The sequence below is a fragment of the Flavobacterium sp. DSR3-2 genome, from assembly GCF_049896525.1.
GTDB lineage: Bacteria > Bacteroidota > Bacteroidia > Flavobacteriales > Flavobacteriaceae > Flavobacterium.
Window position 1 is genome coordinate 56,136 of sequence record NZ_JAFCUM010000012.1, and the last position, 26,376, is coordinate 82,511.

Genomic DNA, 26,376 nt, shown 5'->3' on the forward strand with positions numbered 1-26,376 from the left:
GAGGGAAACCTAACTATTGAATTGAAATAATAAATTGCTTATTTTCTTAAAATGTTCTTATGAAAATGTAAGGTTGACCGACTGGAGCTGCCAAACGGAACAAAGAGTACGACCGAAGAGAGACCGCTTGATTGCATTGTAATAGAATCTATCCTATTTGATTTTTTTTTAATAGTTAACATTTAATTGACAATACAATAAAGTCTTGTTAAAGATTTCTTAAAGCTAAAAAGTTTACTAATAGTAAAATTATAGTCAAATTTGCCTTATAAAATTTACTAATAGTAATTATTTAAAGGTATGATGAAAAATTTAAAAACGTGTATGATCTTATTATTGATGTTAAGTACATCTTTAATTTTTGCGCAAACTACTACATTTAAGGGTAAGGTGGTTGATGAACAAAACGTATCGCTGCCGGGAGCAACTATCGTTGTTAAAGGAAAAACTATTGGTGTTGGAACTGATATGGATGGTAATTTTGAAATTGAATTGCCAAAAGGGAATGAGATTATTACAATCTCCTATATTGGTTTTGATTCTATTGATTTTAATACCACAAAATTGACCAGTGCTGTTATAGTGCTTCAATCAAGTTCAGAAAGTTTAAATGAAGTTGTAATAACGGCTTTAGGAATCAAGAAAGAAAAAAAGAAATTAGGGTATTCTGTTCAAGAAGTTGAGGGTGATTTATCAAGAGGAAGAGATGCTAATGTTATGAATTCTCTTGCGGGTAAAGTTTCGGGTTTAGTAGTTGCCGCCTCATCAGAATTTTTCAGCAGTCCAAAATTGTATTTACGAGGAAAAAGTCCATTGATTGTTGTAGATGGAGTTCCATTAGGTACGGATACCTATAATATTAGCCCGGATGATATAGAAAGTATCAATGTGTTAAAGGGAGCTAATGCCGCTGCCTTATATGGTTCTGTAGGAGGTAATGGTGCGGTACAAATTACTACAAAAAGAGGAACTAAAAATGCTAAAGGTTTTGTAGTTGAGTTTAATCATAATTCCTTATTTCAATCTGGATTTAATGCTATTCCTAATACACAAAATTCTTATGGACCGGGGTCTTATGGTAATTATGCCTTTAAAGATGGTAAAGGAGGAGGAATAAATGATGCGGATTATGATCAATGGGGACCCAAGTTTGATGGGCAATTAATTACTCAATATGATAGTCCATTGGATACCAATGGAAATCTTATTGCAACGCCTTGGTTAGCCAGAGGGATCAATAATTTTAAAAACTTTATGGAAGACGGTTTGCTAATTACTGATAATTTGGCTTTGGCTTCTACCTTTGATAAGGGTAATATTCGATTCTCAGTTTCTAATACCTATCAAAAAGGGATTAATCCAAATACTAAATTAAATATCTACAATTATAACTTAAGTGGTCGATATAATTTAAGTGATAAAACTTGGGTAGATGCGAGTTCAAATTTTAATTTTCAAACTTCTCCAAATAATCCAAATGTACAATACGGTCCTAACAGTTATTTGTATAACATGCTGATTTGGGGAGGAGCCGATTATGATGTTAGAGATTTGAGAGATTACTGGCAAGAAGGAAAAGAAGGTTTACAAGTAAAAAGCTTTGAATATACGCGCTATAACAATCCTTATTTTATGGCTTATGAATGGTTAAAAGGATATTATAAAAATGACTATTCCGGACAAATTAGTTTAAATCATAAATTTAATACCAATTTTGATGTTATTTTAAGAACTAATGTGGCATTGAGTAATTTGTTTAGAGATGAGAAATTCGCGTATTCCATGACTACTTATGGAAGAGAAAAAGCACAAGGGGATTATAAGGAACAATACGATTACAAATTCAAAAATTATTCGGATTTGATGTTGAATTATACTAAAACCATCAATAATTTTGATATAAAAGCGACCCTTGGTTTGAATAATAACACGGAGAAGTATAGAAATTCCTATGCCACTACGAACTATTTAATTATTCCGGGATTGTATAACCTGAGCAATACTCAAACTCCAGTTCAACCTACTAATTATAAGAGTCACTTTGAAAGTAATAGCGCTTATGGTTCCTTAGATTTATCGTATAAATCATTCTTGTTTTTAGGAGCTACAGGAAGGTTTGATACTGATTCCAGATTGCCGAAACAAAATAATACCTTCTTTTATCCTTCTGTGGGTGTAAGTGCTATAGTAAGTGAGCTAATTAATATTCCTCATGTAGATTATTTGAAAGTAAGAAGTTCTTATGCAAAAGTAGGCAGTTCTTTAGATATTTATAGTAACCAAGATACTTATAGACTAAGAGATCCATTTACTATCGATGGAAAAACCTATAATGCAGCTTATGTTGGAGAGGTTTTATCCAATACGGATTTAGAACCTGCATTTAACTCTTCAATAGAAGTTGGTTTAGAAACCAGAATGCTTAAAAATAAATTTGGATTTGATGTCACTTATTTTGAAAATACCAATGGACCTCAAATTTTCGATTTAAAATATTCTGAAACTTCGGGATATTTAGGGAGTAAAGCGAACGGAATTACAACAAAAACAAAAGGAGTCGAAGTTTCTTTGTTCGTTAAAGCTATAGCAAGTAAAAATTTCAACTGGAATTTTAATGTAAACTGGTCTACTTATAAAGAGTATCTGAAAGAAGTTTATGCTGGTATTCAAAACAATGGTTTAATAAAAATTGGAGAACGAGTTGATGGGTTTTATATCTATGATTTTATGAGATCTAATACCGGAGCACTAATAGTGGGTGGTGACGGGAAACCTTTAATGAATTCGTATCAAACTAAGGTTGGGAACAAGACACCAGACTGGGCTTTAGGAGTTACTAACAATCTTAGTTATAAAAATTTTGGATTAAACTTCAGTTTTGATGGAAGATATGGTGGGAAAATCGAAAATTATGTCAATCTTAAAATGTGGCAAAGTGGTAGACATGAATTTAGTGATACTCCGGAAAGAGCCAATGATGTACAAGGCATTAAGTCTTATATCACGGATGGAGTAGTAGTTACTGGAGGAGAATTAGTCACTGATGGACAAGGAAATGTGTTGACAGATAGCAGAACTTATACCGCAAATACCACAAAAATGTATTTTCAAGATTATGCCAAATCATATCATGGTAAAACTGCGGCTAATATTATTGATAAAACCTTCTTTAAATTAAGAGAAATAAGTGTTACTTATAATTTACCTCAATCTGCGCTGAAAAATTCATTTATAAACGGAGCTTCTATCTCATTGATAGGAAGAGATTTATTGTATTTCTCTAAAAACAAGAACATCGATTTGGATCAATTTCTAAACGAAGGTTCTTCGCCTTTGCAAACACCAACCGTAAAAAGTTATGGTCTTAACTTAAACTTTAAACTTTAAAAATAAAAAGATGAAAACATTAAATAAGTATAAAAACATACTAATCATTGCACTAATTTTTATAATTAGTTCTTGTACCAATTTTGATGAATTAACGAATGATCCGAACAGAGCCACGAGTGTTCCGCCTTCCATGTTATTATCTGAGGTGTTAAGAGTGATGAATAATCTCGGTGAAGGTCCTTGGTCTGATGCACAAAGAGACAACCAATTTTGGACAATATCGTTTGATTATTACGGATCTCAAGATTATAATTGGGGATCAGCACCTTTGCGATATACGACCTTATCTAATGTTGTCGCGATGGAAAAAGAAGCTGCAAATTTAGATACCAAAAATAAATACGGTGCTTTGTCAAAGTTTTTTAAAGCTTACTTTTTAGATTATATGACAAAAAGAATGGGAGACATCCCGATGACAGAATCATTAAGAGCAACAGGTGTTGATGCCATTACACAACCTAAATACGATATCCAAAAAGAAGTTTACGTAGAAATATTAGCACTTCTTGAAGCGGCAAATGATCAAATAATTATTGCTAAGGGAGAAGTAGGAACTGGAGCTGTTGAAGGGGATTTTTTATTTCAAGGAGATTTAGACAAATGGCAAAAAACCATTAATGCTTTTCATCTAAGAGTTTTAATCAGTTTGAGTAAAAAAACAACAGAAATAGATGTTAAAACAAAATTTAATCAGATCGTATCCAATCCATCAAAATATCCAATTATGACCGGAATTGCGGATAATATGGCTCGTAGTTTTTCAGATGAGAATGGCAATAATTATGAATTAAACCCAAGTAGTTACGGTTTCAACAGAAACAGAAATATTATGGGAGGAACCTATTTAGATATTTTAAAACAAAATAATGATCCTAGAATCTACAAAGTAGCTGATCCTGCTCAATTTTATTACGATGCAAATGATCCCTTAAATTTAAACGTTTATATCGGTGCGAATACGGGTGATGACCAAGGTGCCATGCAAGTCGCATCAGATGAAGAAAAGTTTTCTTATCCAAACGAAAAAAGATTTTATAGTACTTACAGTGGAGAAGAGTATATCTTAATTGGGTATGCCGAACAACAATTTGGAATTGCTGAAGCCATTAATAGAGGATGGATTGCAGGTGATGCGGCCACTTATTATAATTTAGGGATTAAAGCTTCAATGGAGTTTTATGCTGTTTCCAAAACAGACATCGATACTTTTTTAGCTAGTGCCAATATTGTTTATAAGGGAAATACAGCAGATGGATTAGAACAAATTTTGAGTCAAAAGTATGTCGCCTTTTTTCAAAACTCAGAGCGCGAATCCTATTTTAATTATAGAAGAACAGGAATTCCCGTTTTTAATGTAGGGCCTGCCAATAAAAATGGGTTAAGAATTCCGATGCGATGGAAATATCCACAATCTGAATTTGAAACCAATAGTATGAATGTCAATGCTGCATTGACTAGTCAATACGGAGGATCAGATGATATCAATGCCATAATGTGGTTGTTAAAATAATCAAGGATGCACTATATAAAAATTTTAAGTATGGCCATAGGGATTTCTTCCTTATGGTCTTATACAGCAAAGGCGCAGATCAGCGCTCTTGAAGCAAAACCCAAGTATGTAATTGTGATTGGGTTTGATGGTTTGAGTCCAAGCGGGCTTGAAAATGCTGCAGCTCCTAATTTTCATAAAATCATGCAAGAAGGCGCTTATAGTCTTCATGCCAGGGCAGTTTTGCCCTCTAGTTCGAGCACGAATTGGGCTAGCATGATTATGGGAGCAGGATCAGAGCAACATGGTATTACATCGAATGATTGGGAAAAAGATAATTTCACTTTACCGGCAATTGTGCAAAGTGAAGATTTTTTGTTTCCTACTATTTTTTCTTTAATCGATAAGCAAATACCAAATGCTGAAATTGGAGCCATTTATCATTGGGACGATTTTGGTCGTTTATTCGAAAAAAGTGCCGTTGATTATGATGTGAACCCCAAAACAGAAGATGAAACGGCGAGAATTGCAAGCGAATACATAATCGCACGAAAACCGACTTTCACTTTTATCCATTTTGATCATATCGATCACGCTGGTCATGAATTTGGTCATGGTAGTCCAGAATATTATCAATCTGTTGAAAAAGCCGACGCGTTACTAGGGATGTTATTCCAAGCTATTAAAAAAGCTGGAATTGCCGATGAAACGATGGTGATTATTACTTCGGATCACGGTGGTATTGGTCACGGTCACGGCGGTGAATCTTTACAAGAAGTTGAAATTCCGTTTATTGTATGGGGCAAATCGATAAAGAAAAATTTTCAAATAACAAGTCCTGTTTATCAATACGATAATGCGGCAACGGTAGCGTATGGCTTAGGTATTTCTATTCCAACGGCTTGGATAGGAAAACCGGTTTTAAATGTATTTGAAGGACTAAATGTTACTGATGATTTTCCGGTAGTTTCGCGTTATTTGCCTCCTGTTTTACTTCCGGAAGGAAAGTTAAATAAAAAATCAGGTGGGCTTTTTGACAAAGAAACGGTAGTTGTTATCCAAAATTTAAACGCAAATGGGGCCGTTTTTTATACAACAGATGGTACTATACCTTCCAAAAAGGCTAACCTTTATACCGAAGCTTTCAAAATTACCAAAAACACAGTAGTCAAAAGTGCTGTTTTCAAAGATGGAAAAATAAACAGTTTGGTGTCAGAGGCTTTTTACAGAATTAAAGAGAAAGGTAGTGCGGCTCCTATTAATTATTCCGTTTACTATTTAGATAAACTAACCGATTTGCCTAATGTTGCCAAATTGAAACCTGATTTTAAGGGGCAATCTTTCGAAATCACTTCCGATGAAGTAAAAGCAGCAATCAAAGACAATACCGTGGTGCAGTTTTCCACTAAAATTAAAATTGAAAAAGAAGATAGCTATACTTTTTATTTACGCTCAGACGACGGAAGTAAATTATGGATTGATTCTAAATTGATAACTGACAATGACGGGGATCACGGTGTAAAAGAAAAGAGCGGTCAAATCGTATTGAAACCGGGGATTTATAGCTTAGAAGTTGGTTGGTTTAATGGTGGCGGTAATGGTTGGTTAGACGTTTTTTATAAAAGCAGTTTTATTCCCAAACAGATTATTCCCACAACAGTTTTAAACGCTCAATAGCTATTATAATTAAGATGCAACAAGAAATCCCCTTAAATAGTGTTACGGAAAGCGATATCAATCTAACAGCAGCGCGCAAGGATTGGTTGGCCACAGTAGTTGATGAAAAAACAAAAGCACTTTTAGATAAAGATGCCAGATATTTTTTTCATCAAGCTTTGTCAACACCTTGTCTGGATGTTTTAAGCGATTGTAATGATGCTACTATAACAGCTATTTCTGGTAAAAAATATTATGATTTTCATGGGAATAACGTACATCAAATTGGGTATTCGAATCCTAAACTGATTGAAAATATTAGCCAACAGTTACAAAGTTTGTCTTTTTCGCCAAGAAGATTCACAAACGAACCGGCCATTAATTTTGCGGAGAAATTAGCCAGTTTATGTCCGGGAAGTTTAAACAGAATCCTTTTAACGCCCAACGGAAGTTCGGCAGTGGGAATCGCCTTGAAATTGGCTCGAGCCATAACTAAAAAATATAAAGTTGTTTCTTTCTGGGACTCTTTTCACGGGGCTTCTTTGGATGCAATCAGTGTAGGAGGCGAGTCGGTTTTTAGAGAATTTATGGGGCCTTTATTGCCCGGCATTGAACGAATTACTCCTCCTGTCATCTATCGTGGTATTTTTGAAAACAACGAAAATAAATGTTTAGAATACCTGGAATATGTTTTTGCAAAAGAGGGAGATATTGGTGCTTTTATAGTGGAAACTATTAGAAATACCGATGTCCAAATTCCATCGAAACATTTTTGGAAAGTCGCCAGAAAGCTTTGTGATACCTACGGTGTTTTATTGATATTAGATGAAATACCAATTGCTTTAGGCAGAACCGGAAAAATGTTTGCTTTTGAACATTATGATATCGAGCCTGATGTTTTGTGTTTGGGTAAAGGTTTAGGAGGCGGTATTTTTCCACAGGCTGTAATTATTACCAGAGATGAATACAACGTTTTTGGCGCTGTTTCTTTGGGACATTATACCCATGAAAAAAGTCTTATAGGTGCTATTGCTGGGCTAACAACAATTCAATTTATTGAAAAAAATAATCTCTTAACAAAAGTACAGGAGGATGCCATTTATATGCAATCCGAATTAAATAGATTTCAAGAAAAATTCTCACTTATTGGAGATGTTCGAGGTATTGGCCTTTTGTGGGGCATAGAATTAGTAAAAGACCAAATCACCAAAGAAAAAGCGATTATTGAGGCTGAAAAAGTGATGTATGCTTGCTTGAAGCGCGGTCTTAGTTTTAAAGTTTCGGCGGGAAATGTATTGCAATTATCGCCGGCATTAACTATTAGTAGAGTAGAGTTGATGGACGCTTTACAAATTTTAGAAGAAAGTTTAACACTAGTACTAAATCAGAAAAACAATTAAAATGAAATATTTACGCCTATTATTAGCCCTCTTTTTGATCCCTTCTTTATCGATCCATGCACAAGAAAATCTAATGAAAATTACCATTCAACCCTATTTACAAGATGCTTATCCCAACTCTATAAAAATCCTTTGGGAAACAAATTCTGGAGAAGAAAGTATTGTAGAATGGGGATTGACAAGAAAATTAGGGAAAAGAACCTCTGGAAAATCTTTGGATGTTGATTATAGTTCTGCCAGAATTCATGAGGTGAAAATAGAAGGATTAAATCATTATACCGCTTATTATTACCGTGTATTTACGAAAGGAGTTCAATCGGATATTTTTGAATTTAAAACCCCACCTTTGTCAACTCAGGCGGAGTCCTTTAATATTATTGCTATGAGTGATATGCAAAAAGATCATAATAATCCAGACAAATTTTCGGAGATTGTAAATCAGGGAATTCTGGACTATTTACAAAAAGAATTTCCGGGTAAAATATCTAATAATTTAGCTATGGTTCTAATTCCAGGGGACTTGGTGGAAAATGGTACGAATTATTCCCAATGGAAAAATGATTTTTTTAATCCTGCCGAAAAACTTTTTTCTACAGTTCCTGTATATCCTGTTCTGGGAAACCATGAAAAAAACAGTATTTATTATTTTAAATATTTCAGTCTTCCAGAAAATGGTTCACCGGCTTATGCGGAACATTGGTGGCATAAAGATTACGGAAACACTAGAATCATTGGTTTGAACTCTAATGAAGGGTACGACGATAATAAACAGCAGTATGAATGGTTGCAAAAACTTTTAGATGAAACGGCTAAAAATCCTGAAATAGATTTTGTTTTTGCCCAATTGCATCATCCTCATAAATCGGAATTATGGATCCCGGGAGAATCTGATTTTACGGGTAAAGTAGTCCAATTATTAGAAGATTTTACCACCAAAACCGGAAAACCTAGTATTCACTTCTTTGGTCATACCCATGGCTATTCCAGAGGGCAATCAAAAGACCATAAACATTTGTGGATAAATGTTGCCTCAGCTGGAGGAGCAATAGATAATTGGGGAGAGTTTGAGGGAAAAGATTACGATGAGTTCACCGTTACACAAGACGAGTATGGGTTTGTAATGGTTGAGGTCGATGCCAATAAAAAAGATCCAAAGTTTACGATTAAAAGAATAAGCAGAGGAAATGAAGAACAATTTAAAGCAAATGAAGTAAGCGACCAAGTCGTTATTTATAAAAAAGAACGCCAACCCAATACTCCCATGCCTATTTCCCCTGATGATCCGGCAGCGGTTGATCTTAGCGGAGTGCTATTAAAAGCGGGTGTCTTTAGCAGCGAATTTGAAGGTGCTTTTCACGCTGCTTCCCATTGGCAAATTTCCAAAACAAAAGAATTTGAAAAACCTATTTTTGATAGTTGGAAACAACACGAAAACTGGTATTATAAAGAAAACAGACAAAAAAATGATGATCTTACCGATGAGAAGAGTAATCGATTGGAAACAAATGTTACCTATTATTGGCGCGTTCGTTACCGAGATCAGAATTTAAATTGGAGTGATTGGTCTGCTGTTGCAACATTTAAAACAAAATAACATGAAAAAATTAATTGTACTGACAAGTTTATTTGTCTTTTCCTTTTTAGGAACTAATGCTCAAAACCATACCGAAACCTCAAAAACAAAAGTTGTTCTAATCACTTTAGACGGTTTACGTTGGCAGGAACTTTTTAGCGGTGCCGATGCTAATCTTATCGAAAACAAAGACTTTGTGCGTGATGTAGCAGAACTAAAAACGGAATTTTGGAGAAACACCCCAGCCGAAAGAAGAGCGGTTTTGATGCCTTTTTTATGGAATAAAGTCACTCAAATGGGACAGCTACACGGAAACAGAAATGAAGGAAACAAAGTGAATCTTACTAATTCCAAGTGGTTTTCCTATCCTGGATATAACGAAATTTTAACCGGTTCGCCTGACGATAAAAGAATTGCGAGTAACGATAAATTCAATAATCCGAACACGACAGTTTTAGAAAAAATAAATAATATGACCCAATACAAAGGTAAAGTTGCCGCTTTTGGGAGCTGGGATGTGTTTCCGTACATCATAAACGAAGAACGTTCCGGAATTCCTGTAAATGCAGGTTTTGAATCTGCAACGGGAAATACTCTTAGTCCAAATGAAATTTTCCTGAACGAATTGCAAAAACAAATTCCGTCTCCGTTCGGGAGTGTGCGATTAGATGCTTTTACTTCCCATTATGCTTTGGAATACATGAAAAAAGAACATCCTGAATTGGTGTACATTTCCTATGGAGAAACAGATGATTTTGCGCATGAAGGCAATTATAGTGCGTATTTAACATCGGCTAATAATACAGATGCTTTGATTCAACAATTGTGGGATTTTACACAAAGTGATCCTTTTTATAAAGACAATACCGTTTTTATTCTTTCTACAGATCACGGAAGAGGGACACAACCATTAGAGACTTGGAAGAGTCATGGCTCAGATATAGCAGGAGCAGATCAAGTTTGGTTTGTAGTTTTCGGAAATAATGTTACCGCATTAGGCGAAGTTAAAACAACAGAACAGTTATTTAGTACTCAAATTGCACCTACCGTTTTACAGGTTTTAGACCGCAAATTGAAAGATGCTGAAATGAAAGGAAAAGCGATAAAAGTATTTGAAAATTAATGAAAAAGTCAGCGAAAAAATCGAATATTCCTTTTATACTGAACGCTTCACTGGCTTCGTTTGGTGCTTATTTTTGTATGTATGCCTTCCGGAAACCTTTTAGTGTAGCCACATTTAAAGGGATGGAAGTATTTCATATTGATTACAAAATTATTCTAATTATAGCACAAGTATTGGGTTATGCACTTTCTAAATTTATTGGAATTAAAGTGGTCTCCGAATTAAAAGCCAACCAACGAGCGTATTATTTGGTGGGATTAATTCTCATTGCGGAACTGGCTTTGGTTCTATTTGCTTTGGTTCCCAATCCGTTTAATGTTATTTTTATGTTCCTGAACGGAGTTCCTCTGGGTATGATTTGGGGAATTGTTTTTTCGTATCTTGAAGGCCGAAAATTCACCGAAATATTAGGGGTAGCCCTAAGTACCAGCTTTATAGTCTCGAGTGGGGTAGTGAAATCAGTTGGACTTTTCGTGATGACTTCTTGGGGGTTTTCAGAGTTTTGGATGCCTGCCATTACAGGAGCATTATTTGTTTTGCCCTTATTGTTTTTTAGCTGGTTATTGGAACGAATTCCAAAGCCCACACAAGAAGATATTGAACTGCGCTCCGAACGTATTCCGATGGCTGGAAAAGACAGGAAAAAGTTGTTGTTGCAATTTTTATTTCCAATAACGATATGGGTTTTATTTTACACGTTCCTGACCGCTTTTAGAGATTTTAGAGACAATTTTTCCCGTGAATTATGGGATACTATTGGGTATAAAGGTGATGTATCAGTCTATTCGAGTTCTGAAACATGGGTTGCTTTCATTGTATTGTTGGTTTTAGGATTTGCTTTTTATTTTAGAGACAATAGGAAAGCCTTATTTTTTTACCAATTTTTGCTTTTGATAGGATCCGTTTCCTTAGGATTTTCAACCTATTTATTTCACTTCGGAAATTTAAATCCATTCACTTGGATGGTCATTTCGGGCTTTGGATTATACATTTGTTACGTCCCTTTTAATTGTCTGTTTTTTGATCGTTTTATAGGAGCTTTCCGGATTAAAGGGAATGCCGGTTTCTTGATTTATCTTGCTGATGCCTTTGGCTATTTAGGAAGTGTTCTTGTTTTATTGTATAAAAATTTTGGTCAATCCGGTTTGTCCTGGATTAATTTTTTTATGTACAGCGCGTATTCGGTTGCAGGAATTGGAGTCCTTGTCACCATCTGTTCAACTCTTTATTTAAAAGGAAAATATAAAAAAAATAAAAATCATAATGAAAATTTTAAATTAGTATTAAATGAAACCAATGTATGATCTTATAGTTGTCGGTAGCGGAGTTTTAGGCACTTTTCATGCCTATCATGCCTTGAAAAAAGGACTTCGGGTAGCTATTATAGAAAAAGATAAAATGCCAAAAGGAGCTACAATTCAAAATTTCGGACAAGTTGTTCCCTCAGGAATGGACTCAAAATGGCAAGTATATGGAAGAGAAAGTTTAGCGATCTATAAAGAAATTCAAAGCCAATTTGATATCTCAATCCGTCAAAACGGCTCGGTTTATTTAGCTTCGAATGAGGAAGAAATGCAATTAATTGAAGAGTTGGCTCAAATTAACCAATCGAATAATTATCAATCCCATTTGTTAACTAAACAAGAATGTTTGGATAAGTATCCGGGTTTGCGTTCTGATTATGTAAAAGCAGGATTGTTTTTTTCCGAAGAAGTTACTGTGGAGCCCAGAATGATGATTTACAGATTACAAGAGTTTTTGATTCAGAATATGGGGTTAATGCTAATCACCAATACCAGTATTATTAATTGTGAATCTACGCCAAGCGGAGTCTCTCTTTTGAGTGCTGCAAGTGAGGAATTCTTAGCCAGTAAAGTGATTATTTGTAATGGGAATGAGTTTAAAAATTTGTTTCCAAAACTCTTTAACGAAAGTGATTTAGAAGTTTCTAAGTTGCAAATGATACAAACAAAACCGCAACAAAATTATACACTTGATGGTTCTATTCTTACGGGTTTGTCTATTAGAAGATATGAGGCTTTTTATGAATGCCCTTCCTTTAAATCAATTAAAGCAAGAGAAAATCCAGATAGCTTAGAAAAAAAATGGGGGGTGCATATCTTATTCAAACAAGCGGCCGATGGTTCCGTTATTTTGGGTGATTCTCATCAGTATGCCGACGCTAAAAACAGTGATGATTTGGGTTTTGATTTAGACATGGATATTGATAATTTCATGATCAAAGAAGCAAAAAAAATCATTGATTTACCCAATTATGAAATTCAAAACAGATGGTATGGCATGTATTCGCAATGCAAAACCAAAGACATTTTTGAGCACACAATAGGCGATAATATTCATATTATAACCGGAATAGGCGGTAAGGGAATGACTGGTAGTGCTGGATTTTCAAAAGAAAATATAAATAAAATTTTTAACACAAAAGAATGAAGCAAAGAATAGAATTAGTGGTCTTTGATATGGCCGGAACGACAGTAGATGAGGATAACGTTGTTTATAAAACAGTGCAAAAAGTAATTAATGATGAAGGATTTAATGTCAGTTTAGAAGATGTTTTGAAATATGGAGCGGGAAAAGAAAAACATCAGGCGATTACAGATGTTTTAAAAGAATATTCGCCCCTTATTAATGTTAGTCAGATTGCTGATGCTGCCTTTTCAAAATTTAAAATAGCGCTAAAAGAGGCTTATGTAACCTTGGAAATTAAAACGTTTGAAGGCACAGAACAGCTTTTCAAAGATTTAAGAAATAATCATTTTAAAGTTGTTTTAAATACGGGTTATGACCGCACAACGGCTCTTTTTTTATTAGAGAAATTAGGATGGATTGTAGGCGAAACCATTGACGGATTAGTAACAGCTGATGATGTAGAAAATGGAAGACCTGAAGGGGATATGATTCTTTTGGCAATGAAAAATACAGATGTAAATAATGCTGAAAAAGTAATGAAAGTTGGTGATTCAGCTATAGATGTTGAAGAGGGTAAAAATGCTAATTGTGGTATTACTGTTGGAGTGCTGACTGGCGCACAAAACAGAGCTCAAATTCAAGAAGCAAATCCAACTTACATTATAGACAGTTTAAATGAATTGAGAGCGATTCTTTTATGATTTTTGTTTAGTTTTTTTTTGAACTCTCCTTTTTGATATACTAAAAAGGGGAGTTTTTTTTAAAAATTATTCTTTTCCAGTGTTTAAAAAAAAGTAAAGCACTAGCATTTTAGCTGAAATTTTTCCTTTATTAACAGGCACATGAGGTATTCGTCCATCAAAAAAAAGAGAATCACCTTCTTTTAAAAGCACTTCTTTATCACCAATGATATAAGAACATTCGCCAGAAATCATGTATTTGAATTCATAAGCATCCGTTTCTACCTTGTCTCTTTGAGAATTAGGTTGCACTTCAAGTAAAACAGCTTCAAATCCAATTGAGGAAAGTTGTTTGCCAAAAATATATTTATAGGTAAAGCCTTTGGCCTCATCTTCCTTTTCGATAATCGGATTTTCTTCGGATCTAGATACAATATAACTAAGTTCTGAAGGTTTAGGCATACCTTCAAAAAAATCGGAAACGTTTATTTCTAACGCATTAATTATATTCAATAATACCGGTAAAGAGGGAATAGTTCTTCCATTTTCAATTCTGGAAATCAGGCCGTTACTTACCTCAGCAGCGCTAGCGACAGTGCTGATGGTTTTTTTATTGGCTTTTCGAATATCTTTAATTCGTTTCCCAATACCTATTAAATAGTCATTCATAACTTGTTTGTATTTATTACGAATATCTTAATTTAACTTGATATAAAAAAGCCGACCTATTGTTTTTAATCATTTTCTATTATCCGAATCAGAAAGGATATTAGAAAAGTTCATATGTTTTGGTACAGAGTATCTTAGGAATGTCACTTTTGCTTTAAAATAAATGAGATAGTTTTTTTTTTAAAATGGTAAAAATGATATTATACAAAGGTTAAATTTTTATTATCTGTTTAGTTTATTATTTTAATTTCTTTTTTAAGGCAAATTTTTCAAAATTTTTAATCTGAAAGTATTTTTTTGAATAAAAATTAGTAATCATTCCTAACTGCGGTAATCTCTTTAAAGAGTTAAATTTGCTTCTAATTTTCTAAAAAAAATATCTAATTCATTGTTTTTGTGTTTTTTAAAATAAAAAATCATCACTCTTTTTGGTATGAAACAGCTTTGCAATATAGTTTAGTAAATTAATGAAAGATAAAAAAAAAATAGTAATATTGTAAATTTAAAGAGTCATTTCGTTCGGATTTTACGCTGTTTGCATTTGTGTTTTTTTAACTAATATTCACTTTTTGTTTTTTAAATTTTACTTTTTCTTGTTTCGTAATTAACATTTGTTTGGCAATTAACGACTTCATTTGCCCATTATAAATAAATTGATGAATAATGAAAAAAATTAAATTTTTGATGCTATTTTTTTTAATGGTGTTTTCTGTGGCCTCTTGGGCACAAACAGAAGTGACAGGAGTAGTATTAGATGATGCAAATTCTCCAATACCAGGTGTTAATATTTTAGTAAAGGGAAATAAACAAGGAATAGTAACCGATTTAGATGGTCGTTTTAGTTTTAAGGCATCCGTTGGCGATGTTTTAGTGTTTTCTTATATAGGATTTGAAACACAATCAGTAATCCTTAAAAACTATAATAAATTAAATATAAAGTTGCAATCAAGCGCTATGCAATTAGCTGATTTGGTTGTAGTTGGATATGGTTCTAAACGAAAGAGCGATGTTACAGGTGCAGTTACTTCTGTAAAAAGTGATCAGTTTAATCGTGGTATAGTTACTTCTCCAGAACAATTGATTCAAGGTAAGGTTTCAGGGGTCAATATCACATCAGCAAGCGGAGAACCAGGAAGTAATCAAGCCATAAGCATACGTGGTCAAGGTGGTGTTCGTTCTGGAAGCACACCTTTATTTGTTGTCGATGGCTTTGCTCTTGATAATTCCGGTACAGGAGGAGCTACCAATCCGCTTAGTTTTATAAATTCGGATGATATAGAGTCAATTGATGTATTGAAAGATGCTTCTGCGACCGCTATTTATGGAGCAAGAGGTGCTAATGGGGTTATTTTGATTACTACCAAAAGAGGAAAAAAAGGGGTGTCTAAAGTAACGTATTCCACTAGTTTGGGGACTTCAAGTATGGCCAAAGAAATCCCGGTTTGTAGTGCTGACGCTTTTCGATCAAGAGTTGTTGAAATTGGCGGAGAGCTCACGGATTTAGGTGGATCGACAAATTGGCAAAAAGAAATTACGAGAGCCGCTTTTACGCAAAATCACAACGTATCCTTAAGTGGAGGTGCGGATAATATGACTTATTTTGCCTCTATAGGAAGTCAGGATCAGCAAGGAATTATAAAAAATAGTGAATTAAAGCGGCTTTCTGGCAGAATTAATATTACTCAAAAATTACTTAATAATAGACTCAAGATTGATTTGAACCTGAATGCTACTAATACCATTAGTGAGCGGCCAGCCATTGAAAGTCTTATAGGTACTGCATTAAGTCTCAATCCGACTTATCCCGCTTATGATGAAAATGGAGCTCCTTCTATATTTACTGATGTTTTCAATCCTTTGATACGTCTTAAATTGTATGAAGATTTGACTCAAACGAATCGTATTATAGCTAATATTTCTCCTTCATTTGAAATCATTAATGGATTGGACTATAAACTTAATTTTGGTGTTGATAACTCCAGTTCTGATCGCGATATTCAAAATAGACCAAGTACTTTGCCTCAAGAGGATGGTCGTCTTGATTCTTTTTATAGCAATAATAAAAACACTTTGATTGAGAATTACATTACCTATAATTTTGATTTAGGGGAGAATAATTTTTCGCTTTTGGCGGGGCATTCCTTCCAAAAAACATTTGTACAATACCGTCATTGGAGTATTGACCGATTTAAAGATAATGGTATCGATCCAAAATACAATCCAGGTTTGGGCCAAGAATTGGATTTAATAGATAATATGCCTTCGGGATCAGCGGTTAAAAATGAATTACAATCGTTTTTTGGAAGACTGGGATATAGTTTTAAAAACCGGTATTTATTAACTGCGACTTTTCGTAGAGATGGTTCTTCAAAATTTGGAAATAACAATAAATACGGAAATTTCCCTTCTTTTTCTGCAGGATGGAAGATTTCTGAAGAGGAGTTTATGCAAAAAAGTCCGTTTAGCAATCTTAAGATAAGAGCTGGTTGGGGTCGAACAGGAAATCAAGAAATTCCATCTAAAATTACTCAAGCTTCCTCGACAACCTCAGTGAGTGGGAGTACAAGTTATCCACTTTATTCAACGGGCACTTATCCTGGAGGAACTACTTTTGCTCGTTTTGCGAATCCGGACATTCAATGGGAAGTCTCTACACAAACTAACATTGGTTTGGATTTTGGATTCTTTAAAGGGGCTTTATCCGGAACTGTAGATTATTTTAATAAGGTTTCTGATAATATTTTGCTTGAAGTAGTACCATCTGATCCTATTCAGCCCGCTTCGACGTATTGGACAAATGTAAAAGACATGACTATTACCAATCGCGGTCTGGAATTCGCACTAGCGTATCAGTACAAAAGTGAGGAAGGAATTTCATTTGGATTTGGAGGTAACGTGTCTTTTATTGATAATAAAATTGAAAATTCGCCATTTACGGTGCTCACTACAGGAAGTGCCTCAGGATCAGGGCTTTCATCGGCTACGATTAACGGTTATGTAAACGGTCAACCGATTGGTACTTTTTTTATGAAAGAATTTATTGGAATCAATGATCAAGGAATGAGCCAGTTTAGAGATGCCAATAATGATGGTTTGGATACCGATGCGGATCGTGTTGTAGCCGGAAGTGCATTGCCAGACAAATTATTCAGTTTTTATGGTAATCTAGCGTACAAAGCATTTGATTTAAACTTTAATTTTAATGGTGTTGCCGGAAATAAAATCTATGACAATACAGCCAATTCCAATTTCTATAAAGCCCGTTTAGCCAAGTCATTAAACACAACTGCTCCAGCGGGAGAATTTCCTTCGGAGTCGATCACTAACCCGGCTTCGATTTCAACACGATACTTAAAAAATGGTGACTTTCTTCGCTTGAACAATGTATCTCTTGGTTATACTTTAAAACCAGAGTCGATTGGCGTTGGAGATTGGATTAGTTCCATGCAATTTTCAGTAACCGGTCAAAATTTATTTGTCATTACGGATTATGACGGTTATGATCCAGAGGTCAACTCAGATCGATCTGTAGCTGGAGTTACTTCTTACGGTATCGATTATTTGAGTTATCCTAAAGCAAGAACATTCCTTTTCGGATTTAATGTTTCCTTTTAATTAAATACAATTCACATGAAAAATAAAATTATACTATTACTGACCGTTTTTACCACTTTATTGCAATTTGGTTGTACAACACTTGAGGAAGAAGTTTTAGACGAGTCCCTAACTGGCGGTGCCACATCAGGTGCGGTTGCCGATGGAAGTATTGCACCAGCTTATGCCGTTTTGCCGGGATTATTTTTACACACCAGTTATTTTACACTTCAGGAAATATCAACGGATGAAGCTATTTTGCCATATCGAGGAGGAACTGATTGGGGTGATAATGGGATTTTTATTGATATGCATCGTCATACTTACAGTAGCTCCCACATTCGAATAAAAGATACTTGGGGATCCATCACTCAAGGTATTTCGAGATCCGTGACAGCAATCAATGCACTAAGTCCTTTGGCATCAAGCAATCCTGCGGCTAAACTTTATTTGGCTGAGGCCAAAGGGCTACGAGCGTATTACTCTATGTTGAGTTTAGATCTTTTTGGATTAATTTTTGTAAAAGAAAACCCTGCTGAAATTTCTACTGTTTTACGTGGTTCTGAAGCGGTAGATTATATCAAAAACGAATTTTTGTCTATTGAAAATGAGGTTTCTAAAACTTCAGGACCCGGTCGTATTACTCAAGGTGCTGTATGGGGACTTCTATCTCGTTTGCACTTAAATGCTGCAGTGTATCGGAATCCATATGCAAGTACTTTTGATTTCAAATCAGAGGACATGGATAAGGTCATTTTGTATACTTCTAAAATTATTGAATCGGGTCAATACAATCTTTCCTCCGAATATTTTGAAATATTTGATGATGAAAACCATACCAATAAGGAGTTAATTTTTGCTGTTGATCAACGAGCAGAATTGAATGGTCATAACCGACTGGCTTATTTTTCCTTATCAGGAGACCGGTTTCCGCTTCCCGCATTTGTAAAAGCAAATGGAACTGACGGTCCAGCCATTACATCTGATTTTTATCAGACTTGGGTCGCTGCTTATGGCTCTAAGGATCCCGCAACAATGGATCCTAGGTTTTCTAAAAAGAATCTTATAATACCTGCGGATTCGTGTGTTACGGCAGCTAATTTTGAAATTGATCGCGGGATCATCAGAGGCCAGCAATATGGATTACTTACTACGGCTAATGGCCAACCCTTTGCTCGTTGTGCTGACGGAATTGGATATAAAATTGGCAAACTGAGAAATATAACCAGAGCAGATAAAACAAAACTAGTCATCCATACGGAGAAAATAGATTTTACCGCAGAAGGGAGTGGTTACAGTAGTGGATACAGAGTATTGAAATATGAGTTTAGCAAAAAATCAGATAATGGGAGAAATAGAGGTGATGCCGATATTGTCATTCTTCGATTGGCCGATGTGTATATGATGCGTGCCGAAGCAAAACTTCATAAATCAAATGATGCAGCTGGTGCACTTGCCGATGTGAACTTGGTAAGAGTTTCAAGAACAGCCCGAATTGTTCCGCCAGCCTTGACAGCTATGACACTCGATCTTTTGTACAGAGAACGTGGATTTGAATTTTACTGGGAAATGCTCAGACGTACAGATATGATTCGTTTTGGAAAATATGAAGGAACCTGGACCGAAAAAACGGATGGTAATGTTCAGAAACGTCTTTTTCCAATTCCACAATCTGCTATTGATGGAGCTTCAGACAAGCCTGGATATTTAGTTCAAAACGCGGGCTATTAATTGGATCAAAAAAGTGGTTTTAGCATGGTTTTACAGGAGAAAATTAAACTGAGCTACTGAATTCACGTCATCAAATATAATTTTATTAAAGACCTTTCGGTGAACTGTAATAGCAGCCGAAAGGTCTACATAATTAAATACGTTTATTAACCAAAATTTATACTATGTCGCAATCAATTAAAATTTCAGTTCTGGCCTTGCTGTTTTCTTTGCAGTTCATTCAGGCACAAGAGATTCAAAAATATAAAATACATTCTCATAATGATTATGAGCAAAATATTCCGTTTTGGAGCGCTTACGCCAATGGTTTAAATTCTATTGAAGCGGATGTTTTTTTGAAGGATAACAACTTGTATGTAAGCCATACCGAGACCGATATCAAAAAAGAACGTACCCTTGAAAAGCTGTATTTAGATCCTTTGCAACAAGTAATGACACTAAAAATGGGCAATCAGCAACCCATACAATTACTGATTGATATTAAAACCGAGTCTGTTGCAACGTTAAAAAAACTGATTGCTGTTTTAGAAAATTACCCTAATATAATAAACAATAAAAATTTCTCCATTGTGATATCGGGAAACCGACCAGAAGCAAAAAGATATACACATTATCCGAATTATATTCAATTTGATTATCAAAGTTTAGTTAGTATTCCTGAAAAAGAACAATGGGATAAAGTAGCGCTAATTAGCAAAAGTTTTAGTGAATTTTCATCTTGGAACGGAAAAGGAAGGCTCACTGCCGAAGATTACAAAAAGGTATCCGAAGCGATCAATAAGGCGCATAGTTATGGAAAACCATTCCGTTTTTGGGGTTGTCCAGATTCTAAGACCGCATGGAAAACGTTCAAGGATCTCGGAGTCGATTTTATAAATACCGACATGCCTTACGAGAGTTCACGCTATTTGAATTCCTTAGACAGCAGAGTTTTTTACAATACGATTGATTCGTCGGTTTACACACCTACTTATTTGTCTGACAAGAAAAACAGTCCTATACAAAATGTTATTCTGCTTATAGGCGACGGGAATGGACTTGCTCAGATTTCTAGTGCTGTTTTGGCTAATGGTGGCCAATTGACACTGACGCAATTAAAATCGATAGGGTTTATAAAAACGCAATCTTCTGATGATTTTACCACCGATTCAGCTGCAGCAGGCACCGCATTAGCTATTGGTAAAAAAACCTTCAATCGGGCAATTGGAGTGGATTCCTTAGGGATTCCTACTGAAAATATTATGGAAGTTCTTACTAAAAAGGGATTTAGTACGGGTTTAATCACCACGGATCATATTACAGGAGCGACCCCTGCGTCTTTTTATGCGCATCAAAAAGAGCGCGATATGACAGCAGCCATCGCAAATGACCTTATAAATAGTAAGATTTCACTTTTTATGGGTGGCGGAAGCCGAAATTTCGCTGCTGGTTTTTCTAAAACTAATTTTTCAATTTTAAATTCCATTGCAGATGTTGCCAATAGTAACAAGAATCAAGTTGGTCTTTTTTTCTCTGAAAATACGGTTCCCAGTGTTTTAAAAGGACGTGGAAATTTATTGGCAGAAGCCACAAAAAACGGATTGGAATTTTTGAATGCCAAAAATAAACCGTTCTTTCTTATGGTTGAAGGCGCTCAGATTGATTCCTACGGTCATGCGAATAATGTACCCGGAATTGTTTCGGAAGGAATTGATTTTGACAAAGCGATAACCGAGGCTATAAAATTTGCGGATCAAACCGGCAACACTTTGGTTATTGTCACCGCAGATCATGAGACATCGGGGTTTACACTACCGCAAGGAAATATAAAAGACAAAATGATTGAAGGTGATTTTACAACTGATGATCATACTGGAATTATGGTGCCGATATTTAGCTATGGACCGCAATCGGATATTTTTTCTGGTGTATATGAAAACAATGAAGTTTTTCATAAAATCAAAGAAGTATTGGAGCTTAAATAATTTGATTGTATTCTCATAAAATTAAATCTAAAGAGAAAAAGAGATATCAATAAAAGGTATCTCTTTTTTTATTTTTGAATAACACCTGATTTCAAATCAACAAAAAAATGATCTGCAGGAGCTCCGTTTAAGAACTTATTCAGAATGGTCAGAAAAAGAATTGTATTTCTTGCTGTTTGATTTTCAGGATTTAATTTTCTTCCCTTTTGATGGTCAAGATACGAAGCGATAATAAATTGATATTGTTTTATTCTTTCTTTTCCAATTTCGGCTATAGCCAATTCATCAGCACTTCGAATGCGATAAAAGTCGGTGATCAGCTCCAAACCAGACCAATTAAAATCACTTTGATTGAACTGATTCTTTTTTAATTGTTGCTTTACTTTGTTTTCTGCTTTTTTCCATTCTTTTTCAAAATTGCGTTTGTGGTTTATAATGGTATTATAATCTGCTGTAGATTCTATATTGGCGAGTAGGAGCAAGTCTTCAGCGGAAACTTCTAAAATAAAATTTTTAAATTCTTCCGGCCAATCGTCTGGTAAAAAACGCAACCTGACCAATTCTTTCAAATGAAAATCGGTAAAATCATGGTAGTTTTTTGTTTCTAAAATTGCGGTATTCCAAATGCCTGCTGTGTTCTTACTTTTCAAAAAATCATATTCCATTTTATAAAGATCAAAAAGTTCATTGAATCTGGGCACTTCAGTGATTGGTATCGTTTCAATTTCCATGATCTCATTTTCTTTGACAGTGAGCAGTTCGTAGGCAGGAATGTAGGCTGCCAAAGAAGGGGTTTGAATGTTTACCAGCGTATTTCCTTTTTTAGTTTTTCGAACACCTGTGTCGTTGATGTGCATGTGTCCGCCAAAATGGATTCGCAATCCGGCATCAGCAAAGGTTTCTGCGACTTCTTCCTTCGGAACACGGTCTAATTGCCATTTTCCTTTGCCCATTAATTCTTCAATTTCAGTGGAAGCATCATCATTAAATTCTACCATTGGAAAGTGGCTAAATGCGATTAGGGTTTTCTCTCTTTTTTTAGCCTCTACGCTTATTTTTTCAATCCATTTTATCAGGTGTTTTTTATGGGAAAGCACCTTATTGTAGCCTAAACCTGCATCAGAATACTCTTTGGAGTCCTTTGAGTTTTCAGCACTCCCTTTTTTTGGAATATAAACATTCCCATCAATAGCCAGTAACCAAAGTCCCGGAACGGGTTCTACGACATAGCTCACATCAGGCACTGAATATCCGGGTGCTACGGAATAGGTTCTGTTAGTCAAAGAAGCCGCTTCTGTTGCTTTTGTATAAGTATAATTGTCTAATGAATAATTGCAGAAAGGAGTGGTCCAGAATAAATGGCTTTCTTTTGGGGAAAAACCAAAATCTTTCAGTTCAGTTGTAATACCGAGATATCCCATTTTGGCAATATCTTCGGTTACTACTACCGTATTTTCATCATTGCTGTTGGGTTTATATAATCCTTTTTTACTAAAAATAGGCTGGCGTTTTCCTTCATTGCCCAAAAAATCATTTTTTCCAGATTCCTGAGCAAAAGGTCCGGCAGGATCATGATTGCCTGTAGTGATAAAGAATTGGATCTCATATTTTTTAGTATAATCAGTAAGGATCTGCCTTAAACCCCGAATGTGAAGCGGTTGTCCGTCATCACTATAATCACCCGGAAGCGCCACGATTTTTATTCCTCGTTGTACAATATCATCTAGGGCTGCGAGAAACGCAAAATAGTTTTCATTAAAAATCCGAGTCGAATGTAACTGCGATTCCATCGTTCTTAATAAAGTATGCTTTCCGTTCTTAGGATTGGTAATTCCTTTATATTCGCTGTCTTGTAAGGTTCCATATATATCCTGAAAATGAACATCTGCCAGAAAAGCAATTTTTAATTCCTCAGGTGGAGACTGCCCTTTTGAAACTGTAGTAAAAAGCAATAGATAAAGGAATATATGTACGATTATTCGACTCATTGTAGATTTTAAATTAGTTGTATTTAATGTTTTTCAAAGGTTACAAGGATAGAAAAAAAAGAAAACAATTCATTTAAGAGAATGTTATTTTTTGGGTTTTAGGTTTTTGTATTATGTTATTAGATTTTCGATGATCGTTTTTTGCTTTAGTGGAATTGGATTAGGAGATCAGCCGTTTGAACATGCTGGTGATAAGCTACAGGAACCGTTTCTTATATAATAAGCCCAAAACCCTTTTTGATTGGGCTTTTGTTTTTATTGTGATAATACTAATTGTTGAGGATGTAAAAATGAAAATTGATTGCTAAGCATTAATCAACCTTTTATTTTGTCTTATGATGGTTTATGTTATAAGCCTTAGTTTGGTGTTTATAGGGTCTACATTCAAATGTACCTCTCATTTATTAGACCGTTACAATTGGATAGAGATGATTTTTTTGATTTTTGTGGTGATGAAGGGGGAAAGTTTTTCCTGATTAGACTGTATTTTATTATTGTTTGAATTTTGGTCAGACTGAATGCTGTTTTTTATTTAATGGAGTTTATTTTTGTGCAGCATTTCATTTTCCAATCGCGATCCAAGGTTTTGGAGTAATTCTTCATTTGATAATAGGAATGGGCACGGAATGCAAATCCGCCTTTACTTTGTATTATATAAAAAACACTAAATTTATTCAAAGGAAAACAGAGGTGAACTATCAATTCCGCTAAGTATGACTTATATAGCGCATTAGTCCTCTGTCTTCTCCTTGAATCCCGTTGAATTGCTTCAAATAGAATGATAGACATCGAGGTCTAATAAAAGCTTTAAAGAAGTTCAACATTTTTGTTTATCCTAAATTCAAAGTTATGAAAAACTATTTATTTTACGTAGGTGTTGACATTGCAAAATTAAAATTGGATGTAGTTATTTTAGAAAAACAGTCTCCCAATGTATCTAATCATTTCATTGTAGAGAACAATTTAAAAGGAATAAAGGAAATTTTAAAAAACTTAATAAAACAGAAAATTGATTTGACTACTGTTTAGTTTTGTTGTGAAAACACAGGTGTTTACACATTTCCTTTGAGTAGTCATTTGTCTGATGAAAAACTGGATTACTGGATTGTTCCTGCCATAGAAATTAAGCGTTCTAAAGGTATTTCAAGAGGTAAAAATGATAAAGCAGACGCAAAGGATATTGCTTTGTATATTATTCGAAATATTGACAAACTTAAACTTTCAGCATTACCCGAAACCGCAATTCAACAACTAAAATTACTTTATACTGAACGAGAAAAAGTGATGAAATCCTTTAAGATTTTTGAAGCTACAAAAGAGAATATTGATTTTATGCCAAAACAAGTTTACAAATCAATTTCAGCAATAAATGATAAAACTGTAAAGTTTCTAAAAACGACATTAAAAGCGATTGAAAAAGAAATGAAAGTAATAGTTTCAACTGAAATTGAATTAAAAAAACAATTTTAGTTAATAAAAAGTGTTCTTGGTGTTGGAGACAAAACAGCAATCTGTATGCTGATTGCTACAAGAGCATTTACGGCTTTTGATAATGCTTGAAAATTTGCTTGTTATGCTGGAATTGCCCGTTTTGAATATAGTTCGGGTTCGAGTATTAAAGGCAGAACCAAAGTAAATCATATGGTAGATAAAAAGATGAAATCAATATTACAAATGTGTGCTTTAGTGGCAGTGAAACACGATCCACAACTTAAAGAATATTATGAAAGAAAAAAAGCAGAGGGTAAGAATGCTATGCTGGTTTTAAACAATGTAAAATGCAAAATTATTGCATGGGTCTTTTCAGTAATTAACAGGCAAACCCCATACATAAATACATATAAATTTGCCTGCTAATTTTTAAAATATCACTTGTTTTTTATCATAGAATGCGCGAACGGGTTTAATTGTATAAATTCGGTTTTGTGATTCCTTTTTTAGAAAAGTATTCTTTATTCATTTCAAAATGCAATTCAGTCATTTGATTTAAATAATCTTTTAACGGTTTTAAACCGTATTCGTTTCTTCGTTTATCAACATTTGAACTGTCAATTAATCCATTTTTTGGTTTTGCTTGTCCGTTTAGTCTATAGTCAACTTGAGTGCCGAAATATTGTTTTATTCCACCATTTGAATTTACTCTATCACATAGATATGCATAATTATCTTGATTTGCATTTCCTTTTTTTACTTCTTTTTTCATAGATTTCAACACACTTTTTTGAAATTCAGGAAATTTGTCACAATGTTGAACAATTAGCCAAAAATCATTGCTTCCACTTTCGCCCAATTCATTAATCCCTAAGTATCCGTATTTTTTGAATAAACTTTCGGTTCTGTTTTTATTTTTTGTAAAAACACTGTCTTTAAATTTGCCCCAGTTTTCATTTGGATAATTTATGAATTCACCATTTGGTTTTGCAGCAGCTGCAATTTGGTCAATTTGATGCATTTCTGTAAATTCTGCTTTCAGATATTGAGATTCAGTTTTACTTAATTTGGTTGTTGAACAACTAAAAATTAAAAAAGTAAATATTAAAACTATTTTTTTCATTGCTTAATTTAGATTTTTTTGGTTTATTCTTTGCGAAAATTTTGGTTTTAATTAGCACACAATAGGCGCGCTAGGCTCTGCTTCCAAGTTGCGTTTAAAGCGAAGTTGGGAGAAGTGCGCGCCTATGAAAAAAAA

16 protein-coding genes and 2 pseudogenes are annotated in these 26,376 nt (G+C 34.5%); 15 read left to right on the forward strand and 3 right to left on the reverse strand.

The window, feature by feature from the left end:
* The first annotated feature begins 300 nt into the window (after positions 1-300).
* From ACP7AV_RS13550 to ACP7AV_RS13590, 9 genes are read left to right on the forward strand one after another with little or no spacing between them, the layout of a single operon-like run.
* Positions 301-3,387, forward strand: a complete 3,087-nt coding sequence (locus ACP7AV_RS13550; RefSeq protein WP_426092403.1) for a SusC/RagA family TonB-linked outer membrane protein — start codon at positions 301-303, stop codon at positions 3,385-3,387.
* Between the two features lie 10 nt (positions 3,388-3,397).
* The gene (locus ACP7AV_RS13555) at positions 3,398-4,900 is read left to right on the forward strand and encodes a SusD/RagB family nutrient-binding outer membrane lipoprotein (RefSeq protein ID WP_426092404.1); all 1,503 of its coding nucleotides are present in this window, start codon (positions 3,398-3,400) and stop codon (positions 4,898-4,900) included.
* 6 nt (positions 4,901-4,906) lie between these two features.
* Positions 4,907-6,556 (forward strand): alkaline phosphatase family protein, encoded by a 1,650-nt coding sequence (locus ACP7AV_RS13560; protein WP_426092405.1) that lies wholly within the window; start codon positions 4,907-4,909, stop codon positions 6,554-6,556.
* 14 nt (positions 6,557-6,570) lie between these two features.
* The gene (pbfA, locus tag ACP7AV_RS13565; RefSeq protein ID WP_426092406.1) at positions 6,571-7,935 is read left to right on the forward strand and encodes a (R)-1-hydroxy-2-aminoethylphosphonate ammonia-lyase; all 1,365 of its coding nucleotides are present in this window, start codon (positions 6,571-6,573) and stop codon (positions 7,933-7,935) included.
* Between the two features lies 1 nt (position 7,936).
* The gene (locus ACP7AV_RS13570) at positions 7,937-9,529 is read left to right on the forward strand and encodes a metallophosphoesterase (protein ID WP_426092407.1); all 1,593 of its coding nucleotides are present in this window, start codon (positions 7,937-7,939) and stop codon (positions 9,527-9,529) included.
* Between the two features lies 1 nt (position 9,530).
* On the forward strand, positions 9,531-10,631 hold the full coding sequence (locus ACP7AV_RS13575; RefSeq protein WP_426092408.1) for a phosphoglyceromutase: 1,101 nt from the start codon (positions 9,531-9,533) through the stop codon (positions 10,629-10,631).
* Complete coding sequence (locus tag ACP7AV_RS13580) at positions 10,631-11,935, forward strand: DUF5690 family protein (RefSeq protein ID WP_426092409.1); 1,305 nt, start codon at positions 10,631-10,633, stop codon at positions 11,933-11,935. The genes ACP7AV_RS13575 and ACP7AV_RS13580 overlap by 1 nt, the downstream gene beginning before the upstream one ends.
* Entirely contained in the window at positions 11,919-13,082 is a 1,164-nt protein-coding gene (locus ACP7AV_RS13585; RefSeq protein ID WP_426092410.1) for a TIGR03364 family FAD-dependent oxidoreductase, read from the forward strand. The genes ACP7AV_RS13580 and ACP7AV_RS13585 overlap by 17 nt, the downstream gene beginning before the upstream one ends.
* Entirely contained in the window at positions 13,079-13,762 is a 684-nt protein-coding gene (locus ACP7AV_RS13590; protein ID WP_426092411.1) for a phosphonatase-like hydrolase, read from the forward strand. Before ACP7AV_RS13585 ends, ACP7AV_RS13590 begins: the two co-directional genes overlap by 4 nt.
* Before the next feature lie 66 nt (positions 13,763-13,828).
* Here the strand turns inward: ACP7AV_RS13590 and ACP7AV_RS13595 are convergent, their stop codons facing one another.
* Positions 13,829-14,410: a helix-turn-helix domain-containing protein gene (locus ACP7AV_RS13595; RefSeq protein WP_426092412.1), complete on the reverse strand. Its 582-nt coding sequence runs from the start codon at positions 14,408-14,410 to the stop codon at positions 13,829-13,831.
* Between the two features lie 663 nt (positions 14,411-15,073).
* On the opposite strand from ACP7AV_RS13595, the gene ACP7AV_RS13600 reads away from it, so the two are divergent.
* The 3 genes from ACP7AV_RS13600 to ACP7AV_RS13610 all read left to right on the forward strand — a co-directional run bounded on the left by ACP7AV_RS13600 (position 15,074) and on the right by ACP7AV_RS13610 (position 21,699).
* Positions 15,074-18,025, forward strand: a complete 2,952-nt coding sequence (locus ACP7AV_RS13600) for a SusC/RagA family TonB-linked outer membrane protein (protein WP_426092413.1) — start codon at positions 15,074-15,076, stop codon at positions 18,023-18,025.
* A 15-nt stretch (positions 18,026-18,040) separates the two neighbouring features.
* Positions 18,041-19,735 (forward strand): RagB/SusD family nutrient uptake outer membrane protein, encoded by a 1,695-nt coding sequence (locus tag ACP7AV_RS13605; RefSeq protein ID WP_426092414.1) that lies wholly within the window; start codon positions 18,041-18,043, stop codon positions 19,733-19,735.
* Between the two features lie 164 nt (positions 19,736-19,899).
* Positions 19,900-21,699, forward strand: a complete 1,800-nt coding sequence (locus ACP7AV_RS13610; protein ID WP_426092415.1) for an alkaline phosphatase — start codon at positions 19,900-19,902, stop codon at positions 21,697-21,699.
* A gap of 68 nt (positions 21,700-21,767) precedes the next feature.
* Here the strand turns inward: ACP7AV_RS13610 and ACP7AV_RS13615 are convergent, their stop codons facing one another.
* On the reverse strand, positions 21,768-23,687 hold the full coding sequence (locus ACP7AV_RS13615) for a metallophosphoesterase (protein ID WP_426092416.1): 1,920 nt from the start codon (positions 23,685-23,687) through the stop codon (positions 21,768-21,770).
* 849 nt (positions 23,688-24,536) lie between these two features.
* Between ACP7AV_RS13615 and ACP7AV_RS13620 the strand changes: the two genes are divergently transcribed.
* The 3 genes and pseudogenes from ACP7AV_RS13620 to ACP7AV_RS13630 all read left to right on the forward strand — a co-directional run.
* Positions 24,537-24,716, forward strand: coding sequence for a hypothetical protein (locus tag ACP7AV_RS13620; protein WP_426092417.1), 180 nt, complete (start codon positions 24,537-24,539; stop codon positions 24,714-24,716).
* Between the two features lie 18 nt (positions 24,717-24,734).
* Positions 24,735-25,157, forward strand: a pseudogene (locus ACP7AV_RS13625) (IS110 family transposase); the annotation flags it as partial.
* A 102-nt stretch (positions 25,158-25,259) separates the two neighbouring features.
* Positions 25,260-25,544: pseudogene (locus tag ACP7AV_RS13630) on the forward strand (transposase); the annotation flags it as partial.
* Between the two features lie 46 nt (positions 25,545-25,590).
* On the opposite strand, the gene ACP7AV_RS13635 reads toward ACP7AV_RS13630, so the two are convergent.
* Positions 25,591-26,241, reverse strand: coding sequence for a DUF6624 domain-containing protein (locus ACP7AV_RS13635; RefSeq protein ID WP_426092418.1), 651 nt, complete (start codon positions 26,239-26,241; stop codon positions 25,591-25,593).
* Between the last annotated feature and the right edge of the window lie 135 nt (positions 26,242-26,376).